The organism is Nonomuraea sp. NPDC050227 (assembly GCF_044459705.1).
Taxonomy (GTDB): Bacteria; Actinomycetota; Actinomycetes; order Streptosporangiales; family Streptosporangiaceae; genus Nonomuraea.
Genome location: NZ_JBITJF010000003.1, coordinates 655,939 through 674,601, shown reverse-complemented (window position 1 = coordinate 674,601; position 18,663 = coordinate 655,939). Strand labels below are relative to the sequence as shown.

Below are 18,663 nucleotides of genomic sequence, written 5' to 3'. Positions count from 1 at the left end.
ACATAAGCCTATATGGCGATATAGCCTTCCATATGGCATTCCTTCTCCACCATCCCGACGCCATCATGGGGACAGCAAGGCTAAGAGAAGGGCAAGCGCGTGGACGCGACGCGACAGTTAGCAGCAGTGCGGCCGACCACGGCGGAGGAACGCGCCGCAAGAGCCAGGGCCACGGGCGGAGCTCCCACCCTGGACTTCCAGACCCGCACCCCCTACGACGCCTACGTCCGCACCGACGTGCTGCACGACCTGCAGCACCCGATGAGCGACGACGCGGGCGAGATGTCGTTCCTGATGATCACTCAGGTGATGGAGCTGTACTTCAAGCTCATCGCCTTCGAGCTGCGCAACGCGCAGGAGCGGCTGCGGGCCGACGACGTGTGGGCCGCGCTGGACCCGCTCCGCCGTACCGTGCTGCACCTGGAGGGCCTGAACGCGAGCTGGCGAGGCCTGCGCTGGATGACCCCCGCCGACTTCAACCGCTTCCGGGACGAGCTCGGCGAGGCCAGCGGCCTGCAGTCGGCGATGTACCGGCACGTGGAGTTCCTGCTGGGGCTGAAGAACCCGGCCCTGCTGCGCCCGTTCAGACGCCAGGACCGCACCCACCGCGACCTGCTCACCACCCTGGAGTCGCCGAGCCTGTGGGACGACGCCATCGCCCTGCTGGCCCGGCTCGGCCACGACCTCCCCCGCGAGCTGCTGGAGCGCGACTTCGCCGTCGAGCACGAGCCGCACCCGGCCGTCGAGCGGGCCTGGGTCGAGGTGTACCGCGACACCGGCCCCGGCAACGCGCCGCGGCTGCTCGGCGAGGCGCTGACCGACGTGGCCGAGCAGTTCGGCGACTGGCGCTACCAGCACGTGACGGCGGTCCGCCGGTCGATGGGCGCCAAGCCCGGCAGCGGCGGCTCCAACGGCCTGGCCTGGCTGGAACGCAGCATGGCGCGGGTGGTCTTCCCCGAGCTGTGGTCCGCCCGGACCCACATGTGAAGAACGGACGACACGTGATCGACGACTGGAAGCCCGCCGAGCAGGACGCCCTGCGCCGCGACCGCGACGACCCGGGCCACCGCGAGCTGTTCCTCATCCCGCCCGCCGACGGCGGCGGCCACCCCGAGTGCGCCTACTTCGCCGGCAACTCCCTGGGCCTCCAACCCCGGGCGACCGCGGCGGAGCTGGCCGAGGACCTGGAGGCATGGGCCCGGCTCGGCGTGGAGGGACATCTGGAGGGGGCCCGCCCGTGGCTGCCCTACCACGAGCGGCTCACCGGCCCGGCCGCCCGGCTGGTCGGCGCGCTGCCCGAGGAGACCGTGGTGATGAACTCGCTGACGGTCAACCTGCACCTGCTGATGGTCTCGTTCTACCGGCCGCGCGGCACGCGGACCCGGATCCTCATCGAGGACACCGCGTTCCCCTCCGACAGCTACGCCGTGCGCAGCCAGGCCCGCCTGCACGGCCTCGACCCGGACGAGACGGTGGTCCGGCTGCGCGACGGCCGGGAGGTGCTGGACTACCTGGACCGCGAGGGCGACACGGTCGCGCTGGTCCTGCTGGGCGGCGTCAACTACCTGACCGGCGAGCTCATGGACATCCCGGCGATCACCGCGGCCGGCCGGGCGAGCGGCGCGGCCGTCGGCTGGGACCTGGCGCACGCCGCCGGGAACGTGCCGCTGGAGCTGCACGCGTGGGGGCCGGACTTCGCCGCCTGGTGCTCCTACAAGTACCTCAACTCCGGGCCCGGCGCCCTCGGCGGCGTGTTCGTCCACCAGCGGCACCTGGGCGACCCGGCGCTGCAGCGGCTGGAGGGCTGGTGGAGCACCGAGCAGGCGACCCGGTTCGAGATGGCGCCGGTCTCCCGGCCGCCGGCCAGCGCCGACGCCTGGCAGGTCTCCAACCCGCCGATCTACGCGATGGGCCCGGTGCGCACCTCGCTCGGCGTCTTCGACCGGATCGGGATGACCGCCCTGCGGGCCCGCAGCGTACGGCTCACCGCGTACCTGGAGAGCCTGCTCGACCGGGTCACCCCCACCAGGCCGCTCACGGTGGTCACGCCGCGCGACCCCGCCCGCCGGGGCTGCCAGCTCTCCCTGCGCGTCGAGCGCGGCGGCGCGGCCGAGCTGACCCGGCGGCTGCGCCACGAGCACGGGGTGATCGCCGACGCCCGCGAGCCGGACGTCGTCCGCCTGGCGCCGACGCCCCTGTACTCGACCTACCACGACTGCTGGCGCGCCGCCGTCGCGCTGGCCGAGTGCGTCGAGGAGGACCGATGAACGTCACCGTGGTCGGCGCGGGCCTGACCGGCTGCCTGCTCGCCTGCTACCTGGCCCGGCGCGGCCTCGACGTGACCGTCTACGAACGGCGGCCCGACCCGCGCGCCGGGCTCGCCGAGCGCGGCCGGTCGATCAACCTGGCCATCTCCGAACGCGGGCTGGACGCGCTGCGCCGGATCGGCCTGGAGGAGCAGGTCATGGCCGGCGCGCTGCCCATGCGCGGCCGGATGATCCACCCGGTGGACGGGCCGCTGAACTTCCAGCCGTACAGCCACGACGGGGTGCGCTCGATCAACTCCATCAGCCGCGGCGCGCTCAACAACACGCTGCTGGACGCCGCGGAGTCCGCGCCCGGGGTGAAGATCTTCTTCGGGCACCGGCTGACCGGCCTGGACCCGGCGACCGGCGCGATGGAGTTCGACACCGAGGCCGGCCCGGTGCGCGCGGCGGCCGGCGTGGTGCTCGGCGCCGACGGGGCCGGCTCGGCCGTGCGGGCCGAGCTGGTGGCCCACCGGGGCATCCGGGAGAGCCTGGACTTCCTCGGCCACGGCTACAAGGAGCTGACGATCCCGCCCGTGGCCGGCGAGTTCGCCTTCGACCCCGGCGCCCTGCACATCTGGCCGCGCGGCACCTCGATGATGATCGCGCTGCCCAACCCCGACCGCTCCTTCACCTGCACGATGTTCTGGCCGACCGAGGGCGCGTCGAGCTTCGCCTCGCTGAGCGGCCCGGCCGCGATCGAACGCCACTTCCGCACCCACTACCCGGACGTGCCCCCCCTCGCGCCCGGTCTGGTAGGGGAGTACATGGAGAACCCGGTCGGCCGGCTCGGCACCGTCCGCTGCGCGCCCTGGCAGACGGACGGCCGGGTCGGCCTGATCGGCGACGCCGCGCACGCCATCGTGCCCTTCTACGGCCAGGGCGCCAACTGCGGCTTCGAGGACGTGACCGTGCTCGACCGGTGCCTGACGGAGACCGGCGGCGACTGGTCCCGCGCGCTGCCGCTGTTCGAGTCGCGGCGCAGGGACGACACCGACGCGATCGCCGAGATGGCGCTGGCCAACTTCGTCGAGATGCGCGACAAGGTCGCCTCCCCGGTGCACCGGCTGACCAAGAGCGTGGAGCACCGCCTCGAACGCGCGCTGCCCGGCCGCTACGTGTCGCGGTACGAGCTGGTGTCGTTCTCCACGGTGCCGTACGCGCAGGTCCGGCGGCGGGTCCGGCGGCAGCACCTGCTGCTGGCCGGGGCCGCCGGGGCCGGGGCCGCGCTGCTGGCGGCGGGCGCGGCCGGGCTCGCCCGGCTCGGCTCCCGCCGGTCCGGCGGGAGGTGAGGGTGGAGAACCGTGCCGTCCTGACCCGCCCGGCGCCCGGCCCGCTCCGGACCCTGCGGTACGGGGACGACGCCGACCAGGTGATCGACCTGTGGCCGGGCGACGGACCCGTGGTGGCGCTGGTGCACGGCGGGTTCTGGCGCCCGGAGTACGACCGGACGCACCTGCGGCCCATGGCCAACGCGCTGCACCGGGCGGGGTGCGGCGTGGCCGCCGTCGAGTACCGCCGCAGGCCGGGAGATCCGGCGGCGGCGGTCGCCGATCTGCGGGCCGCGGTCGGCCTGCTGCGTCCCTCGGTGGTCGTCGGCCACTCGGCCGGCGGTCATCTCGCCATGTGCGCCGCGCCGGACGGGACCGCCGTCCTCGCCCTGGCACCGGTCGCCGACCTGCGGCTGGCCGCGCGGCTGGACCTCGACGACGGCGCGGTGGCCGACTTCCTCGGCGGGCCGCCGGAGGACCATCCCGGCCTGGACCCGGTACGCCTGCCGGACCGGACGGGCCCGCTGGTGATCGTGCACGGCACGGCGGACGAGCGGGTCCCCGTCCAGGTCTCGGAGTCGTACCTGGCGGCCCACCCGGGGACGTCGCTGGTGCGCGTCCCGGGGGCGGGCCACTTCGTGCTCATCGACCCGGAGAGCCGTACCTGGCCGCTGGTCAGGCGTGAGCTGACCGCCCTCCTGCCCGCCTGACGGCGTCCGCCGCGAGCAGCGCCGCGCCGAGCTGCACCGCGACCAGCGAGCGCAGCGGGATCGGCGTGCCCTGCGCGTCGGCCTCGGCCTGCTCGAACCACTCGTCGAAGCGCGCGCCGAGCCGGGCGCGCTCGGCCCGGACGGCGGGCGTCGCGTTGCCCGCGGCCAGCTCGGCGTCCAGCATGCGCAGGTAGGTGCCGCAGTACCGCAGCCTCATGGAGTGCACGAGCTGCCGGCCGCCGACCACCTCGGCCACCGTGGCCGGGCGGTCGGTGCCGGGCAGGTCCTCCCACTCGCTGATGAACTCGTCGTGGGCCCCGACGAAGTCCTCCAGCGCCCGGCGGAAGGGGGAGGACACGGTCAGGTCGCCCTTGGCGCGGGCGAGCGAGGCGGCCAGCTCCCCGATCAGCTCGCGCTGCCCGGCCAGGAAGTCGCGGATCGTCTCGTGGTACTTCTGGCCGGTCGGGGTCTGGTCGGCGACGCGGGGGTCGGCCCAGTAGGGCAGCTCGGCGATCAGGTGCAGGGCGCCGAAGCGCTCGGCGTAGTCGATGCTGCCGCCGCCGATGCCGTACGTCGCGGCGATGTCGGCGCCGCGCGGCGTCAGGTAGGCCGCCGGCGCGATCTGGACGGCGCCCGGCAGCTCCGGCGGGCCCATGTGCAGCGGCAGGCCCTCGGCCGTGGCGATGGCGGTCAGGCGGGCGGCGAGCGCGGGGTCGTCGCGGTTGAGGTAGTAGAAGGCGCCCTGGAGCTCGCCGTTGTGCAGGGAGTAGACGAGGGCGGGCCGGACCTCGTCCATCAGCCGCATCAGCGCCTCGGTCTCCGGCAGCGTGCGGTCGAAGAAGTAGTCCTCGCCGGTCAGCGGGAAGGTCCATTCGACCTGGTCGGCCTCGGCCGGGCGGTAGAAGTGCTCGGCGTAGGCGCGGCGGTCGCTCGGGCGGGCGTACCAGCCCTCGTTGAGCCGGGCGCCGTCGGGGTCGACGCAGGGGACGAGGTGCCAGCGGAAGCCGAAGTCCTCCCGCAGCGCGGCGTCCTCGACGAGCTGCCGCAGCAGCGTGCTGACGGTGAGCGCGCCGATGGGCTCGTTGGGGTGGGGGCCGCCGATGATCACGGCGTCATGGGGACCCGCGCCGATGGTGGCCACGCGCAGCGGCTCGCCGAGGCGGGAGGTGCCGATGCGGCGCAGGCGCACCAGGTCGGGATGGGCGGCGGCGAGGTCGTCGAGCTCGGCGTGCATCTGGTCCACCGTCGGGAACGCGGTGAAGTCGGGCACGCGGCTCATGTGGGGGGCGACGTCCATTTCGGGCCTCCTGATAATCTGGATTATTCTAGTAAATCAGATTATCTTTACGGCATGCAGGAGATGTCATGCGGCTGACCAGAGCGGAAAGTAAGGCCGCCAACAAGCGCGCGCTGATCGAGGCCGCCCGCGAGATCGTCGGCAGGGACGGCTCGAAGGCCAAGCTGGAGGACATCACCGAGCTGGCCGGTCTGACCACGGGGGCGGTCTACTCGTTGTTCGGCGGCAAGAACGGGCTGATGGCCGCCATGGTCGACGACTACGTCGGCCCGCTCGACCTGCGCACGCCCGAGACCGGCAGGTTCGGCCCGCGGCTGGCGGAGGTCGTGGCCGAGATCGCCCGCCGCTTCCTGCGCATGTCGGCCGACCCGCAGGCGGCCGGCCGGATGTTGTTCGAGACGCGCGTGCTCGACCTCGTGCTCAACGACCCCGACCTGCGCCGCAGGCTCAACACCTCGATCAGGTCGACCGAGGTCGAGCTCGCCGCGCTGTTCACCGGCCGCGAGCACGGCGGGGCCGCCGTCACCGCGGAACAGGCGCTGCGCCTGGCCCGCGCCCTGAGGGCCCTGCTGTCCGGGCTCGGCCAGAACGTCGTGCTCGGCGCCCACGAGGCCGACGAGCAGTTCTTCGTCGAGACCGCCCTGGCGCTGATCACGCCGACGGTGCTCGGACCGGCCTAGATCACGGCCGGGGTTCGGGGGGACCACACGGCCGCACGTCACCCCACCCCGAAAGGCAGAACCATGTCCAGATCCGGCTTCGGCGTCATCGGCGCGCCGGTGTTGTACATCGGCGTCCTCCAGACCATGGAGATGACGCTCTCGCCCGCGCTCCCGCTCGTCCAGCAGGACCTGGGGGCCTCGCCCGGCGCGCTCGCGTGGATCTTCACCGGCTCGCTGATCAGCTCGGCGATCAGCACCCCCATCGTCGGCCGCCTGGCCGACATGTACGACAAGCGGCGCGTGCTGCTCGCGCTGATGGCGCTCAGCGGCGCCGGGGTCCTGCTCTCCGCGCTGGCGCCGAACATCACCCTGCTGATCGCCGGCATGGCGATCGAGGGCATCTGGCTGGGCGTGCTGCCCCTGACCGTGGGGCTGTTCCGCGACACCCTCACCCCCGAGCGCGCCGCCACCGGCAACGGCCTGGTCGTCGGCGTCGCCGCGCTGGCCAGCGCACTCGGCCTCATCCTGGCCGGGCCCATCACCTCGGCCCTCGGCTACCGGTCGCTGTTCCTGCTGGCCGTGGCCGGCGTGGCGGCGGCCGCCCTGCTGGCCTGGTTCACCGTGCCGTCCACCCCGCGCGCGGCCGGCGGTCGCGTCGACTGGGCGGGCGGGCTGCTGCTCGGCGGCGGCGTGGCCCTGGTCATGCTGGGCCTGACCGCCGTCTCCAGCTGGGGTTGGACGTCCCCGGCCACGCTCGCCCTGTTCGCCGCCGCCGTGCTGACGCTGGGCCCGTGGGTGGTCGTCGAGCTGCGCGTCGCCGACCCGCTCGTGGACCTGCGGCTGCTGGCCGGACGCACCCCGGCCGGGGTGACCGCCATGGGGGTGCTGCTCGGCTTCGCCTCCTTCGGCCTCGTCGTCGCCCTGCCGATGATGCTGGCCGCGCCCGCCGGCACCGGGTACGGCCAGGGCGCCGACACCCTGTGGATCGGCATCTACATGTTCCCCATGGGCGTCGCGGGCACCGTGATCGCGCCGCTGGTCGGGCCGATGACCAGGCTGCTCGGGCGGCGGGCGGTGCTGGTGCTGGGCAGCGTGCTCGTCTGCGCCGGGACCGGCGGGCTGGCCCTGTGGCACTCCGCGCCCTGGCAGGTCATGGCCGCGGTGACGGTCATCGGGCTGGGCGCCTCCATCGGCCTCACCGCCGGGCTCAACGCCGTGGCCGCCGACGTGCCGGGCGAGCGCGCGGCCGGGGTCAGCGGCGTGGTCTTCGTCGCCAAGAGCATCGGCGGCACGTTCGGGGCCCAGTTCGGCGCCATGGTGCTGGCCTCCGGCGCCGTCGCGGGGGTGCCCACCGAGCAGAGCTTCGTCGACACGTACCTGCTGTCGGCGGCGCTGGGCCTGCTGGCCGTCGCCGCCGCCTTCGTGATCCCGGCCACTGTGCGGAAGACGCAAGCAGGGCAGGCGGTTTCTGCCCTGGCGACGAAGCCGTCCGTCCGCCCCGGTGAAAGCCTGTGACGATGACGAACGTCTACATCTCCATCGACATGGAAGGCGTGGCGGGCATCGCCACCATGGACCAGGTCTCCCGCGCCGGCCACGGCTACCCGCGGGCCCAGCGCCTGATGACCGCCGAGGCCAACGCCGCCATCGAGGGCGCCTTCGCGGCCGGGGCCGCCAGCGTCCTGGTCAACGACAGCCACGGCACCATGGACAACCTGCTGCACGAGGAGCTCGACCCGCGCGCCCGGCTGATCTTCGGCACGCCCAAGCTCGACTGCATGGCCGAGGGCGTCTCGGCCGAGCACGACGTGGCCATGTTCCTCGGCTACCACGCCGCCGCCGGCTCGCCGGGCGTGCTCGCCCACACCTACTCCTCGCACTTCTACGAGGTGCGGCTCAACGGCGCCATCGTCTCCGAGGCCGAGGTCAACGCCCTCCAGGCGGCCGCCGTCGGCGTGCCGGTGGGGCTGCTCACCGGCGACGACGTCATCTGCGACGTCGCCGGCAAGGCGTTCCCCGGGGTGCGCACGGTCGCCGTCAAGATCGCTCACGGGCACACCGCGGCCGACAGCCTCTCGCCGTCCGAGGCGCGGCGGCTGATCAAGGAGGCGGCGGCGGAGACCGTGCGCTCGGCCGGGGAGCTGCGGCCGGTCGAGCTGCCCGGCGTGCTGGAGCTGGAGATCGACATGCCCACCACGCCCGCCGCCGAGCTGGGCGAACTGGTGCCGGGTGTGCGCCGGATCGCCGACAAGACGCTCGCGGCCACCTTCACCACCCCGAGGGAGGTGCTCGGATGCGTGACGACCTGCTACCACCTGGCGGCGGACGCCATGATCGCCAGGATGGCCCTGTACGGCAGACCAACCAGGTAGCCCCCAGGTTTGCCGCTCCGGACAAGCGTTTCGAACCCGGACATCCAGATACTTGAACGATGGATTTTGAGCAGGTAGAACGCGCGCTCGACGCCCTTCCCGGCCTCCGCTCCGGCGGGCCGGGTCTGGCCGTCGGGGTCTACGCCGACGGCAAGGTGCTGCACACCGCGGCGAGGGGCGTGGCCACCGTCGAGTTCGGCGTCCCGATCGACTCCCGTACCCGCTTCGACATCGCCTCCATCAGCAAGCAGTTCACCGCCGCGTGCCTGCTGCTGCTGGCCCGCGACGGCAGGCTGAGCCTGTCGGACGACGTCCGCGAGCACGTCCCCGAGCTGCGGCTCGGGGTGCCCGTCACGCTCGACCAGTGCCTGCGGCACACCGGCGGCCTGCCGGAGTGGTACGGCCTGCAGGCCGTCACCGGCGTCCCGTTCACCCTGATGGACGAGGAACGGCTGATGAAGCTCGTGGCGGGCATGCGCCGGACCACGTTCGAGCCCGGCACCCGTTTCTCCTACTCCAACACCGGCTACGTCCTGGCCGCCGTCGTGATCCGGCGGCTCACCGGCCGGTCGCTGGCCGACTTCGCCCGCGAACGGCTCTTCGAGCCGCTCGGCATGGACGACACCGTCTTCCGCGACGACGCCTCCGTCCCGCTGCCGCGGATGGCCTACGGCTACGACGGCGCCGGCGCGCGGGCCGACACGCAGGAGAGCGCGGTCGGCGACGGCGGCCTGGTGACCGGCGTCGCCGACCTCGCCCCCTGGTTCGGCTTCCTGGCCGACGGCCGGGTGCTGGGCGCCGACGTGCGCAGCGCGCTGCTGGAGCGCACCACGCTCGCCGACGGCGCCGTCCTGCGGTACGCCCGCGGCATCTGCCACCTGACCGTCGGCGAGCTGGACGCCTACGGCCACGCCGGCGGCATGCACGGCTACGTCGGCAACCTGCTCCACCTGCCGGATCCCGGCCTCGGCGTGGCCGTCCTGACCAACCACAGCGGCCTGGACCCGGTCGGCCTCAGCCTCCGCCTGGCCCGCGCCCTCACCGGCCAGGAACCGGCCCCCCGCCCGGCCCCCGCCCCCCGGGCCGACGCCGAGGCCGCGCGGCCCGCCCTGCTCGGGCACTGGTACGACCCGGAGACCGACGCCACGCTCACGCTCGAACCCGCCGGCGACGACGACGGCGGCAAGATCGCCCTGACCGGCGCCCTCGACCTCGAACTCGCCCTCGACGACGACGGCCGCTGGTACGCCCAGGTCCCGGCCGGCCGGATCTGGATCGTGCCGGAGGACGGGCGGCTGCTGTTCGGCCACGACGGGTCGATCCGATGGCCGCACGCGTACGAGCCGTGCGACCCGCCGGGGGAGGAGCCCGCCCCGCGAGGCGCCTGGCTCAACGACGAGACGGGCGTGCTCGCCGTCATCGACGAGGGGACGCTGCGCGTCGGCCTCACCTTCCAGGCCCCCGTGGCCCCCGCACCCGCCGGGACGTGGCGGGCGGGCCCGTTCACCCTGCGCCTCGACGGGGATGGCGACCTGCTGCTCAGCGGCTTCGGCCTGCTCGGCCTGCGCTTCGCCGCCCAGCCCGCGGGCACCGCGCCCGTCGGCATCCCCCCTGGTCTGGTCTAGGGCCGTGTTGGCCTGCAGCACGAGCCGGGGCGCGCAGAGTTTGGCTGCCGGGTCAGTGAACGAGGGAGGCCGGGCTTCTAGCGTCCGACTATTCCCCCCGCTCACTCCCCGAGGTGGTTCCATGACATCCGCAACCGCACTCGCCAGGCTCGCCACGGGCGCTCTGCTCGTGCTGGTGGCCGGCTGCGCCGGAGCCGCGAGCTCCGGCGCGGCCCCCGACACGCTCCGCTGGGCGACGGGGACGGCCCCCAACAGCCTCGACATCGCCCACGGCTTCAACGACGCCTCCACGACCGTGCAGTTCGCCGTCCTCGACACGATGGTGACCCTCGGCCCGGACGGCCGGGTCATCCCGAGCATCGCCGCCTCCTGGACCCATCCCGACCCGCGCACGTACGTCTTCACCCTGCGCGAGGGCCCGAGGTTCAGCGACGGCACGCCGGTCACCGCCGAGGACGCCGCCTACTCCCTGACCCGCCACCTCGACCCCGCCGTGACCTCCCAGGCCGCCAGCTACGTCACGCAGGTCAAGAAGGTCGAGGCCACCGGCCCGCGCACGGTGAAGGTCACCCTGAGCAAGCCCAGCGCCAGCTTCCTGGCCACCGCCGCGCTGGCCTGGCAGATCGTGCCGAAGAAGCTGGCCGCCGCGCACCCGAAGGACCTCGGCTCGCCCGAGGTCGGCACGCTCGGCTCCGGCCCCTTCAAGGTCACGAAGTTCTCGCTCACCTCGGGGGTGACGCTGGAACGCAACGACCTGTACTGGGGCCCCAAGCCGGAGCTGCGCAGGATCGAGATCAAGGCGATCGGCGACCCCGAGACGCTGCGCCTGGCCGTCTCCTCCGGCGAGGTGGACGGCACCAACGACATCCAGGTCAGCGAGACGCGCAAGTGGAGCGCCCTGCCCGGCGTCACGACCTCCTTCTACCCGGCCAACAACATCGCCTACCTGTCACTCGGCGTGCGCGAGGGGCCGCTCAAGGACGTGCACGTGCGCCGCGCCATCGCCCACGCCCTCGACCGGGAGGCGCTGGCCACGCTCATGACCAGCGGCCACGGCGGCATCGCCGACCTGATGCTGCCCAAGCCGCAGCTCGCCGCCCTGTACGGTGGCACGCCGCCGAAGCTGCCCGCCTACCCCCACGACGTGAACGCCGCCAAGGCCGAGCTGGCCAAGTCGGCCCACCCTCAGGGCTTCACCCTGGCCGCGCCGTACGACAGCGGCAGCGACGACGTCAAGGCGCTGCAGGCCATCGCCGCCGACCTGGCGGTGATCGGCGTCAAGCTCGACCTCCAGCCGCTGCCCACCGAGCAGTACCGGCAGCGCATGTTCAGCCACCAGGACACCCCGCTGCAGCTCGTCGACCTGCTCTACGGCACCCCCGACCCGGGTGAGGTGCTGCCCGACCTGGTCAGCCGCGCCTCGGCCGGGCCCCAGGGCTTCAACTTCAGCGGCTACGGCTCGCCCGAGATGGACGCCCGGCTCGACGACCTGGGCAAGCTCGAGGGAGCGGACCGTGCCGCCGCCGTCACCGAGGTGCTGGCCGAGATCGCCGACCAGGTGCCGTACGTGCCGCTCTACACCAAGGAGGCCGCCGTCGCGCTGCGCAAGCGGTTCACCGGCCAGTTCGGCACCTGGACCATGAACGTCTTCAGCACCATCCGCCCGGCGGCCGGTGTCTGATGGCCTTCGTCGCCCGCCGCCTGGCCGCCGCGCTGCTCCTGCTCGGCGTGCTGTCCGTGCTCACCTACGCGCTGCTGGCGCTCGCCCCCGGGGATCCGGAGCAGGTCCTGCTCGGGCCGCGGCCCTCCACCGCGGAGTCGCGCGCCGCCGTCCGCGCGCAGTACCACCTCGACGACCCGCTGCCCGTCCGCTACGCCACCTGGCTCGGTGACGCCGTGCGCGGCGACTTCGGGGCCTCCCTCTACAGCCGCGAACCCGTCACCAGCGTCATCGCCGACCGGCTGCCCGTCACCGCCGGCCTGGCCGCCTACGCGATCATCCTCACCCTCGCCGTCGGCCTGCCCGCCGGGCTGGCCGCCGCCATGCGCAGGGGCGGCCCGCTGGACCGGGGCATCACGCTCTCCGCGCTGGTCGGCCTCGCGATCCCGCCGTTCGCGATGAGCATCCTGCTGCTGTACGGCTTCGCCGTCACCCTCGGCTGGTTCCCCGTCTTCGGCGCGGGCGAGACGTTCGCCGAGCGGGTCGCGCACCTGACGCTGCCCGCGATCGCGCTGGCCACCGGGCAGGCGGCGGTCGTCATCAGGCAGATGCGGGCGGCCGCGCTCGACCTGGCCGGGCAGGACTTCATGACCTTCGCCCGGGCGCGCGGGGTCGGCCGCGCCCGCTACTGGATCGGGTACGCGCTGCGCAACACCGCGCTGCCCGTCCTCACGGTCGGCGGGCTGCTGCTGGCCGCCAACCTCACCGGCGCGCTGTTCGTCGAACGGGCCTTCGGGCTGCACGGCGTCGGCGAGCTGCTCGTCAGCGCCGTCGGGCAGAAGGACCTGCCCGTCGTCCAGGCGCTCGTCCTGATGGGAGGCGCCGTGGTGGTCGCCGTCAACCTGCTGATCGACCTGGCCTACCTCGCGGTGGACCCGCGGGTGCGTCACGGGGCGGTGGCCGCGTGAGCGTCGTGACGGGGACCGTGCGCCTCGGCGGACGGGCGCGGCGGCTGCGCCGGGCCAGGCCGGGGCCGCTGACGCTGCTGTCGGGCGGGATCCTCGCCCTGATGGCGTTCGCCGCCCTGTTCGGAACGTGGATCGCGCCCTACGACCCGGCCGCGCAGGACCTCGCGCTCGGCGCGACGATGCCGAGCTGGGCCCACTGGGCGGGCACCGACGAGCTGGGCCGGGACGTGTTGTCGCGCTGCCTGGCCGGAGCCCGCTCGGCGCTGCTGTGGCCGCTCGTCGTCGCGCTGGGCACGTGCGCGATGAGCACCTCGCTCGGGCTGCTGGCCGGCTACCGCCGCGGCTGGATCGACGCCGTCATGATGCGGGTGGTCGACCTGCTCATCGCGATGCCGGGGCTGCTCATGCTGATCGTCCTGGTGGGCGTGCTGGGCGGCGGCATCGGGTGGGCGGTGCTGGCGATGGCGGTGCTGTTCACGCCCGGCGACATCCGGGTGGTGCGCAGCCTCACCATGGCCCAGCGCGAGCTGGCCTACGCCGAGGCGGCACGTACACTCGGGCTCAGCCGCGGCCGCATCATGTTCAGGCACCTGCTGCCCAACATCGCGCCCACGGTCGTGGCCGGCGCGCTGCTCAGCTTCGTCGCCGCGCTGGTCGCGCTGTCCGGCCTGTCCTTCCTGGGCATCGGGCTGCCAGCCGGCACGCCCGACTGGGGGCTGATGATCGAGGAGAACCGCGGCCTGCTCGACCTCAACCCGTGGGCCGCGGTGGTGCCCGCCGCGCTGGTCACCGTCGCCGCCACCGCCGCCACCCTGCTGGGCGACCAGCTCTTCGAGAGGCTCTCCGATGCTTGAGACACGCGACCTGCGGGTCGTCGGCGACCGGGTGCTCGTGGACGGCGTGGACCTGACGGTCGCCGCGGGCGAGACCGTCGGGCTGGTCGGCGAGTCCGGCAGCGGCAAGTCCCTGACCGCCCGCGCCCTCGTCGGCCTGCTCCCGCGCGGTCTGCGCGCCGAGGGGTCGGTCGAGGTCGGCGGCGTGCAGCTCGTCGGCGCGTCCGAGCGGCTGCTGCGCGGCGTGCGCGGACGACGGATCTCGCTGCTCATGCAGGACCCCTTCGCCATGCTCAACCCGCTGCGCACGGCCGGCGCGCACATCGCCGAGACCCTGCCCGGCCGCACGTCCCGGCAGGAGATCGCGCGCAGGCTGGCCGAGGTCGGCATCGACGACCCCGCCGTGGCCGGGCGTTACCCGTTCCAGCTCTCGGGCGGCATGCGGCAGCGCGTCGCCCTGGCCGCCGCGCTGGCCGGCGACCCCGAGCTGCTCATCGCCGACGAGCCCACCACCGCGCTGGACGCCACCACCCAGCACGAGATCCTGGCGCTGCTGCGCCGCGTCCAGGAGGCGCGCGGCATGGGCGTGCTGCTCATCACCCACGACCTGCGCGTGGCGTTCGCCGTCTGCGACCGGGTCGCGGTGATGTACGCCGGGCGCGTCGTCGAGCAGGGGCCGGGCCCGGAGCTGGCCGCGGAGCCCGCGCACCCGTACACCGCGGGGCTGCTGGCCGCGCTGCCCTCGGCGGAACGCACGCTGGAGCGCCTGGTGGGCATCCCGGGCGCCGTGCCGCGGGCGGACGCGGTGGCCGACGTCTGCGCGTTCGCCACCCGCTGCGACCTGGCCGCCGACGCCTGCACCGCGGCCAGGCCGCCGCTGCGCCCGATCGGCCCCGACCGGCTGACCGCCTGCGTGCACGACACCGCCGGAGCCGCCCGCCCGGCGCTGCGCGAGGCCGCGCTGCCCGCCGCCCCGGCCGCCGGCGAGCCGCTGCTGCACATCGAGGACCTGCGCAAACGGTACGGCGCCCACACCGCGCTCGGCGGCGTCAGCCTGCACGTGAACCCCGGCGAGACCGTCGGCCTGGTGGGCGAGTCGGGCTCGGGGAAGACCACGCTGGCCCGGTCGGTGCTCGGCCTGATCACCCCCGACGGCGGCCGGATCCGGCTCGCCGGCCTCGACGTCACCGACCGCGCCGCCCTGGACCCGCGCGAGCGCGCCCGCGTGCACCGGCTCGTCCAGTGCGTCTTCCAGGACCCCTCCACCTCGCTCAACCCCGCCATGACCGTCGGCGCGACGCTGGCCGAGGCGATCGCCAGGGCCGCGCCCGCCGACCGGATCGGCGTGGGCGAGCTGCTGGAGCTGGCCGGCCTGCCCGCCGCGTACGCCGCCCGCCGCCCCAAGGCGCTGTCCGGCGGCGAACGCCAGCGCGTCGCCATCGCCCGGGCCCTGGCCGTCCGGCCCGCGCTGCTGATCTGCGACGAACCGGTCGCCTCCCTGGACGTGTCGGTCCAGGCGCACGTGCTCGAACTGCTGCGCGGCATCGGCCGGGAGCTGGGCACCGGGATGTTGTTCATCACCCACGACCTGGCGGTCGTCCGCCAGGTCGCCGCCAGGACCGTGGTGCTGCTGAAGGGCGCGGTCGTGGAGGAGGGGACGACCTCGGCCGTCCTGGACGCCCCGGCCCACGACTACACCAGGCGCCTGGTGGCGGCCGTCCCCTGACATGACCGACGAATCTCGTACCCGGGAAAGGTAATACCTGCATGCACGACCTCATCCTGCGCGGCGGCACCCTGCACGACGGGTTCGGCTCGCCAGGCCGCACCGCGGACGTGGCCATCGGCGGCGGACGCGTCATCGCGACCGGCCGCGACCTCGGCCGGGCCGCCCGCGTGGTGGACGTGGACGGCATGGTCGTCGCGCCCGGCTTCATCGACCCGCACAGCCATTCCGACACCGTGCCGTTCATGGCCGGTGCGCAGCCGTTCAAGCTGTGGCAGGGCGTCACCACCGAGATCATCGGGAACTGCGGCTTCTCCTGCGGGCCGGCCGACCCCGAGTCGGCCCGTTTCACCCCCGGGATCTTCGGCGAGCACGCCTTCACCACCTTCGGCGGCTACCTCGACGCCGTGGAGCGGGAGGGCACGACCAACAACCTGGCCGCGCTCGTCGGCCACAACACGCTGCGCACGGCCGTCTGCGGCATGGACGCCGCGCCGCCGCCCGGCGCGCTCGACCGGATGACCGAGCTGGCCGAGGAGGCGTTCGCCGCGGGCGCGTGCGGGCTGTCCAGCGGCCTGGAGTACGTGCCGGGCGCCTACGCCGGCACCGGCGAGCTGATCGCGCTGGCCCGCGCGGCCCGGCGCTGGAACCTCGTCTACGCCACCCACCTGCGCAGCGAGAGCGAGGGGCTGGCCGGCGCGCTGGACGAGGCCGTCGAGGTCGCTGCGGCGGCCGGGGTGCGGCTCCAGGTCTCCCACTGCAAGGCGTCGGGCCGGGCCGTGCACGGCTCGTCGGCCATGCTGCTGGACAAGCTGACGGCCGCCCGGGTCCGGGGCGTGGACGTGCGGGCCGACGTGTACCCGTACCGGGCGTTCTGCACCGGGCTGGTCGCGCTGCTGCCGCCCGCCGCGTGCGAAGGCGGCGAGCCGGAGCTGCTCAGGAGGCTGGCCGACCCGGCGGAACGGCGGGCGCTGCGCGCGCTGGCCGAGGATCCCGAGCGCACGACCGGCGTCGGCCTGTGGCGGGAGACGCACCCCGAGGACGTGCGGCTGCTGCGGCACTCCTCCGCCGCCGTCACCGGCCGATCGCTGGCCGACCTGCTGGACGGCCGCGAGCCCTGGGACGCGCTGTGCGACCTGCTCATGGCCGACCCGCACGCCGACGGCGTCTTCCACACCATGCACGACGACGACGTCACCCGGATCATGCGGCACCCCCTGGTGTCGATCGGCTCCGACGGCGGGCCCCCCGACGGACCGACCCACCCGCGCACGTACGGCACCTTCCCCACCTTCCTCGGCGAGTACGTGCGCGAGCGCGGGGTCGTGCCGATGGCCGAGGCGATCAGAAAGGTCGGCTCGACCACCGCGGCCCAGTTCGGCCTGGCCGACCGGGGCTGGCTGGGCAGGGGAGCGGTGGCCGACGTGTGCGTGTTCGATCCCGCCGCCATCCGCCACGACGGCACCTACGACCAGCCCGCCACCCGCCCGGCCGGCGTCACCCACGTGCTCCTGGGCGGCCGCATGGTGATCGACGACGGCGAGTTCACCGGCGGCCGGCACGGACGTCTCCTGCGCGGGGGCCGGGCGTGAGCGGCCAGGGCCGGGTGACGCTCGGCGTGCTGCTCGACAGCCTCGGCGCGGAGACGGTGAGCGCGCTGTGCCTGCCGGCCGGCCGCCAGGCGATGGTGGGCGCGCCGGTCATCCACGGCTCCGACGAGCCGCTGGCCGCCTACGCCGGGGCGCTGCTGCTGGCCACCGGCAGGCCGGAGCCGTCCCTGCTGGAGAGCGCGGCCGGGGCGGGCGTGAGCGCGGTCGTCGTCCGGGCCGGGATCGGCGACGCCGCCGCGCTGACCGAGGCGGCCCGCGGCGCGGGCGTGGCGCTGCTGGCCGCCGCCCCCGGCCTGGCCTGGGGCCAGCTCTACGCCCTGGTGGACGCCCTGCTCGCGCTCGTCGCCCCGGCCGCGGACCTGGGCGGCGGCCAGGCGGGCGACCTGTTCGCGCTGGCCAACCAGGTCGCCGCCCGCGTCGGGGGCGCGGTGGCCATCGAGGACCTGGCCATGCGCGTCCTGGCCTACTCCACGATCGGCCAGCCGATCGACGACCTGCGCAGGGAGGGCATCCTCGGCCGGCGCGTGCCCGAGCACCCGACGAACGCCGAGGAGTACGCCGCCGTCCTGCGCTGCGAGGGGGCCGTGTGGAGCCACGAGCCGCGCGAGTACCTGCCCCGGCTGGCCATCGCGGTCCGCGCCAGGGGCGAGGCGCTCGGCACGATCTGGGCCATCCAGGCCGACGAGCCGCTCGCGCCCGACGCCGACGCGGTGCTCGCCGAGGCTGCCAGGACCGCCGCCCCGCACCTGGCCCGCCTCAGCCTGGCCGCCGACGAGGCCCGCCGGACCAGGGACGAGTGGGTGGGCCGGCTGCTGCGCGGCGCCGGCCCCGCCGGGGAGCTGGCCGCCTCCTTGGGCCTGCGCCCGGACGAGCCGGTCAGGGTGGTGGCCGCCGGGGACCCGGCCGGGCGGACCGACGTCTTCGCCGCCACGCACGCCGCCGACCTGCTGCGCACCGCCTACGCCGTCTACCGGATCAGGGCCGCCGTCGGCGCCGTGGACGGCCGGACGTACGCGATCGTGGCGGCCGGCGCCGGGACCGCGTTGCTGCGCCGCGTCACCGCCGAGACCCTCGGCCGGATCACCGACCGGCTCGGCGGGCACTGGCGGGCGGGCGTCGGACGGGTCACGGCCTCGCTCGCGCAGGTCCCGGCCGCCGCCCGGCAGGCCGAGGAGGCCCTGCGCGCGATGGGCGGCCCGTTCGCGGGCGGCGAGGTGGGCCTGCACGAGGAGCTGGCCGCCGCGCTGTTCCTGCTGGACGCGGCCGCCTCGATGCGGTCCGGCCCGGCGCTGACGGGCGAGCCGCTGTCCCTGGTGGCCGAGCACGACGCCGGGCACGGCACCGACTACGTGCGCAGCCTGCGGGCCTGGCTGGCCGCCCACTACGACGTGCCCAGGGCGGCCGAGGCGTTGTCGCTGCACCCCAACACGCTCAGGTACCGGCTGCGCCGCATCGGCGAGCTGATCGCGCTCGACGAGCCCGACGTCCGGCTCGTGCTGGGCCTTCAGCTGCGGCTGGCCGAGATCGGGGCGTCCGGCGCGGGCGACGGTCAGAGCCCGGCGTCCGGCACAAACGGCGGCGGCTGAAGTTGGGCTTGCGCGCCAACGATCCGGCGGCGGTCCG

The 18,663-nt window shown here is 74.6% G+C and carries 15 protein-coding genes; 14 read left to right on the top strand and 1 reads right to left on the bottom strand.

Annotation, left to right across the window (positions count from 1 at the left end; genetic code table 11):
* The first annotated feature begins 126 nt into the window (after nt 1–126).
* Genes ACIBK9_RS15420 through ACIBK9_RS15405 form a run of 4 tightly spaced genes read left to right on the top strand, consistent with a single transcriptional unit; the run spans nt 127 to nt 4,287 of the window.
* A complete protein-coding gene (locus tag ACIBK9_RS15420) occupies nt 127–987 on the top strand; it encodes a tryptophan 2,3-dioxygenase (protein WP_397158568.1) in 861 nt (286 codons plus the stop codon).
* Between the two features lie 14 nt (nt 988–1,001).
* A complete protein-coding gene (kynU, locus tag ACIBK9_RS15415; RefSeq protein WP_397158566.1) occupies nt 1,002–2,267 on the top strand; it encodes a kynureninase in 1,266 nt (421 codons plus the stop codon).
* Nucleotides 2,264–3,598, top strand: coding sequence for an FAD-dependent oxidoreductase (locus tag ACIBK9_RS15410; RefSeq protein WP_387674203.1), 1,335 nt, complete (start codon nt 2,264–2,266; stop codon nt 3,596–3,598). The genes kynU and ACIBK9_RS15410 overlap by 4 nt, the downstream gene beginning before the upstream one ends.
* A gap of 2 nt (nt 3,599–3,600) precedes the next feature.
* Nucleotides 3,601–4,287: an alpha/beta hydrolase family protein gene (locus ACIBK9_RS15405; RefSeq protein WP_397158564.1), complete on the top strand. Its 687-nt coding sequence runs from the start codon at nt 3,601–3,603 to the stop codon at nt 4,285–4,287.
* On the opposite strand, the gene ACIBK9_RS15400 is transcribed toward ACIBK9_RS15405, so the two are convergent.
* Nucleotides 4,253–5,584 (bottom strand): M14 family zinc carboxypeptidase, encoded by a 1,332-nt coding sequence (locus ACIBK9_RS15400; RefSeq protein WP_397158562.1) that lies wholly within the window; start codon nt 5,582–5,584, stop codon nt 4,253–4,255. The two genes, ACIBK9_RS15405 and ACIBK9_RS15400, sit on opposite strands and share 35 nt — an antisense overlap.
* Nucleotides 5,585–5,652: 68 nt before the next feature.
* Here ACIBK9_RS15400 and ACIBK9_RS15395 point away from each other — a divergent pair, with 68 nt between their 5' ends.
* The 10 genes from ACIBK9_RS15395 (at nt 5,653) to ACIBK9_RS15350 (ending at nt 18,626) form a co-directional block, all read left to right on the top strand.
* Nucleotides 5,653–6,264, top strand: coding sequence for a TetR/AcrR family transcriptional regulator (locus tag ACIBK9_RS15395; protein ID WP_397158560.1), 612 nt, complete (start codon nt 5,653–5,655; stop codon nt 6,262–6,264).
* 63 nt (nt 6,265–6,327) lie between these two features.
* Nucleotides 6,328–7,761 (top strand): MFS transporter, encoded by a 1,434-nt coding sequence (locus tag ACIBK9_RS15390; protein WP_397158558.1) that lies wholly within the window; start codon nt 6,328–6,330, stop codon nt 7,759–7,761.
* Nucleotides 7,762–7,763: 2 nt separating this feature from the next.
* Entirely contained in the window at nt 7,764–8,618 is an 855-nt protein-coding gene (locus ACIBK9_RS15385) for a M55 family metallopeptidase (protein WP_387674189.1), read from the top strand.
* 59 nt (nt 8,619–8,677) lie between these two features.
* On the top strand, nt 8,678–10,243 hold the full coding sequence (locus ACIBK9_RS15380) for a serine hydrolase domain-containing protein (RefSeq protein ID WP_397158555.1): 1,566 nt from the start codon (nt 8,678–8,680) through the stop codon (nt 10,241–10,243).
* A gap of 121 nt (nt 10,244–10,364) precedes the next feature.
* Nucleotides 10,365–11,924 (top strand): ABC transporter substrate-binding protein, encoded by a 1,560-nt coding sequence (locus ACIBK9_RS15375; protein ID WP_397158553.1) that lies wholly within the window; start codon nt 10,365–10,367, stop codon nt 11,922–11,924.
* Nucleotides 11,924–12,871, top strand: coding sequence for an ABC transporter permease (locus ACIBK9_RS15370; protein ID WP_352325726.1), 948 nt, complete (start codon nt 11,924–11,926; stop codon nt 12,869–12,871). Before ACIBK9_RS15375 ends, ACIBK9_RS15370 begins: the two co-directional genes overlap by 1 nt.
* Nucleotides 12,868–13,725, top strand: a complete 858-nt coding sequence (locus ACIBK9_RS15365; RefSeq protein WP_352355187.1) for an ABC transporter permease — start codon at nt 12,868–12,870, stop codon at nt 13,723–13,725. Before ACIBK9_RS15370 ends, ACIBK9_RS15365 begins: the two co-directional genes overlap by 4 nt.
* A complete protein-coding gene (locus ACIBK9_RS15360) occupies nt 13,718–15,430 on the top strand; it encodes an oligopeptide/dipeptide ABC transporter ATP-binding protein (RefSeq protein ID WP_397158550.1) in 1,713 nt (570 codons plus the stop codon). The genes ACIBK9_RS15365 and ACIBK9_RS15360 overlap by 8 nt, the downstream gene beginning before the upstream one ends.
* A 41-nt stretch (nt 15,431–15,471) precedes the next feature.
* Entirely contained in the window at nt 15,472–17,022 is a 1,551-nt protein-coding gene (locus ACIBK9_RS15355) for an amidohydrolase family protein (protein WP_397158548.1), read from the top strand.
* A complete protein-coding gene (locus ACIBK9_RS15350; protein WP_397158546.1) occupies nt 17,019–18,626 on the top strand; it encodes a PucR family transcriptional regulator in 1,608 nt (535 codons plus the stop codon). The genes ACIBK9_RS15355 and ACIBK9_RS15350 overlap by 4 nt, the downstream gene beginning before the upstream one ends.
* Nucleotides 18,627–18,663 lie beyond the last annotated feature (37 nt).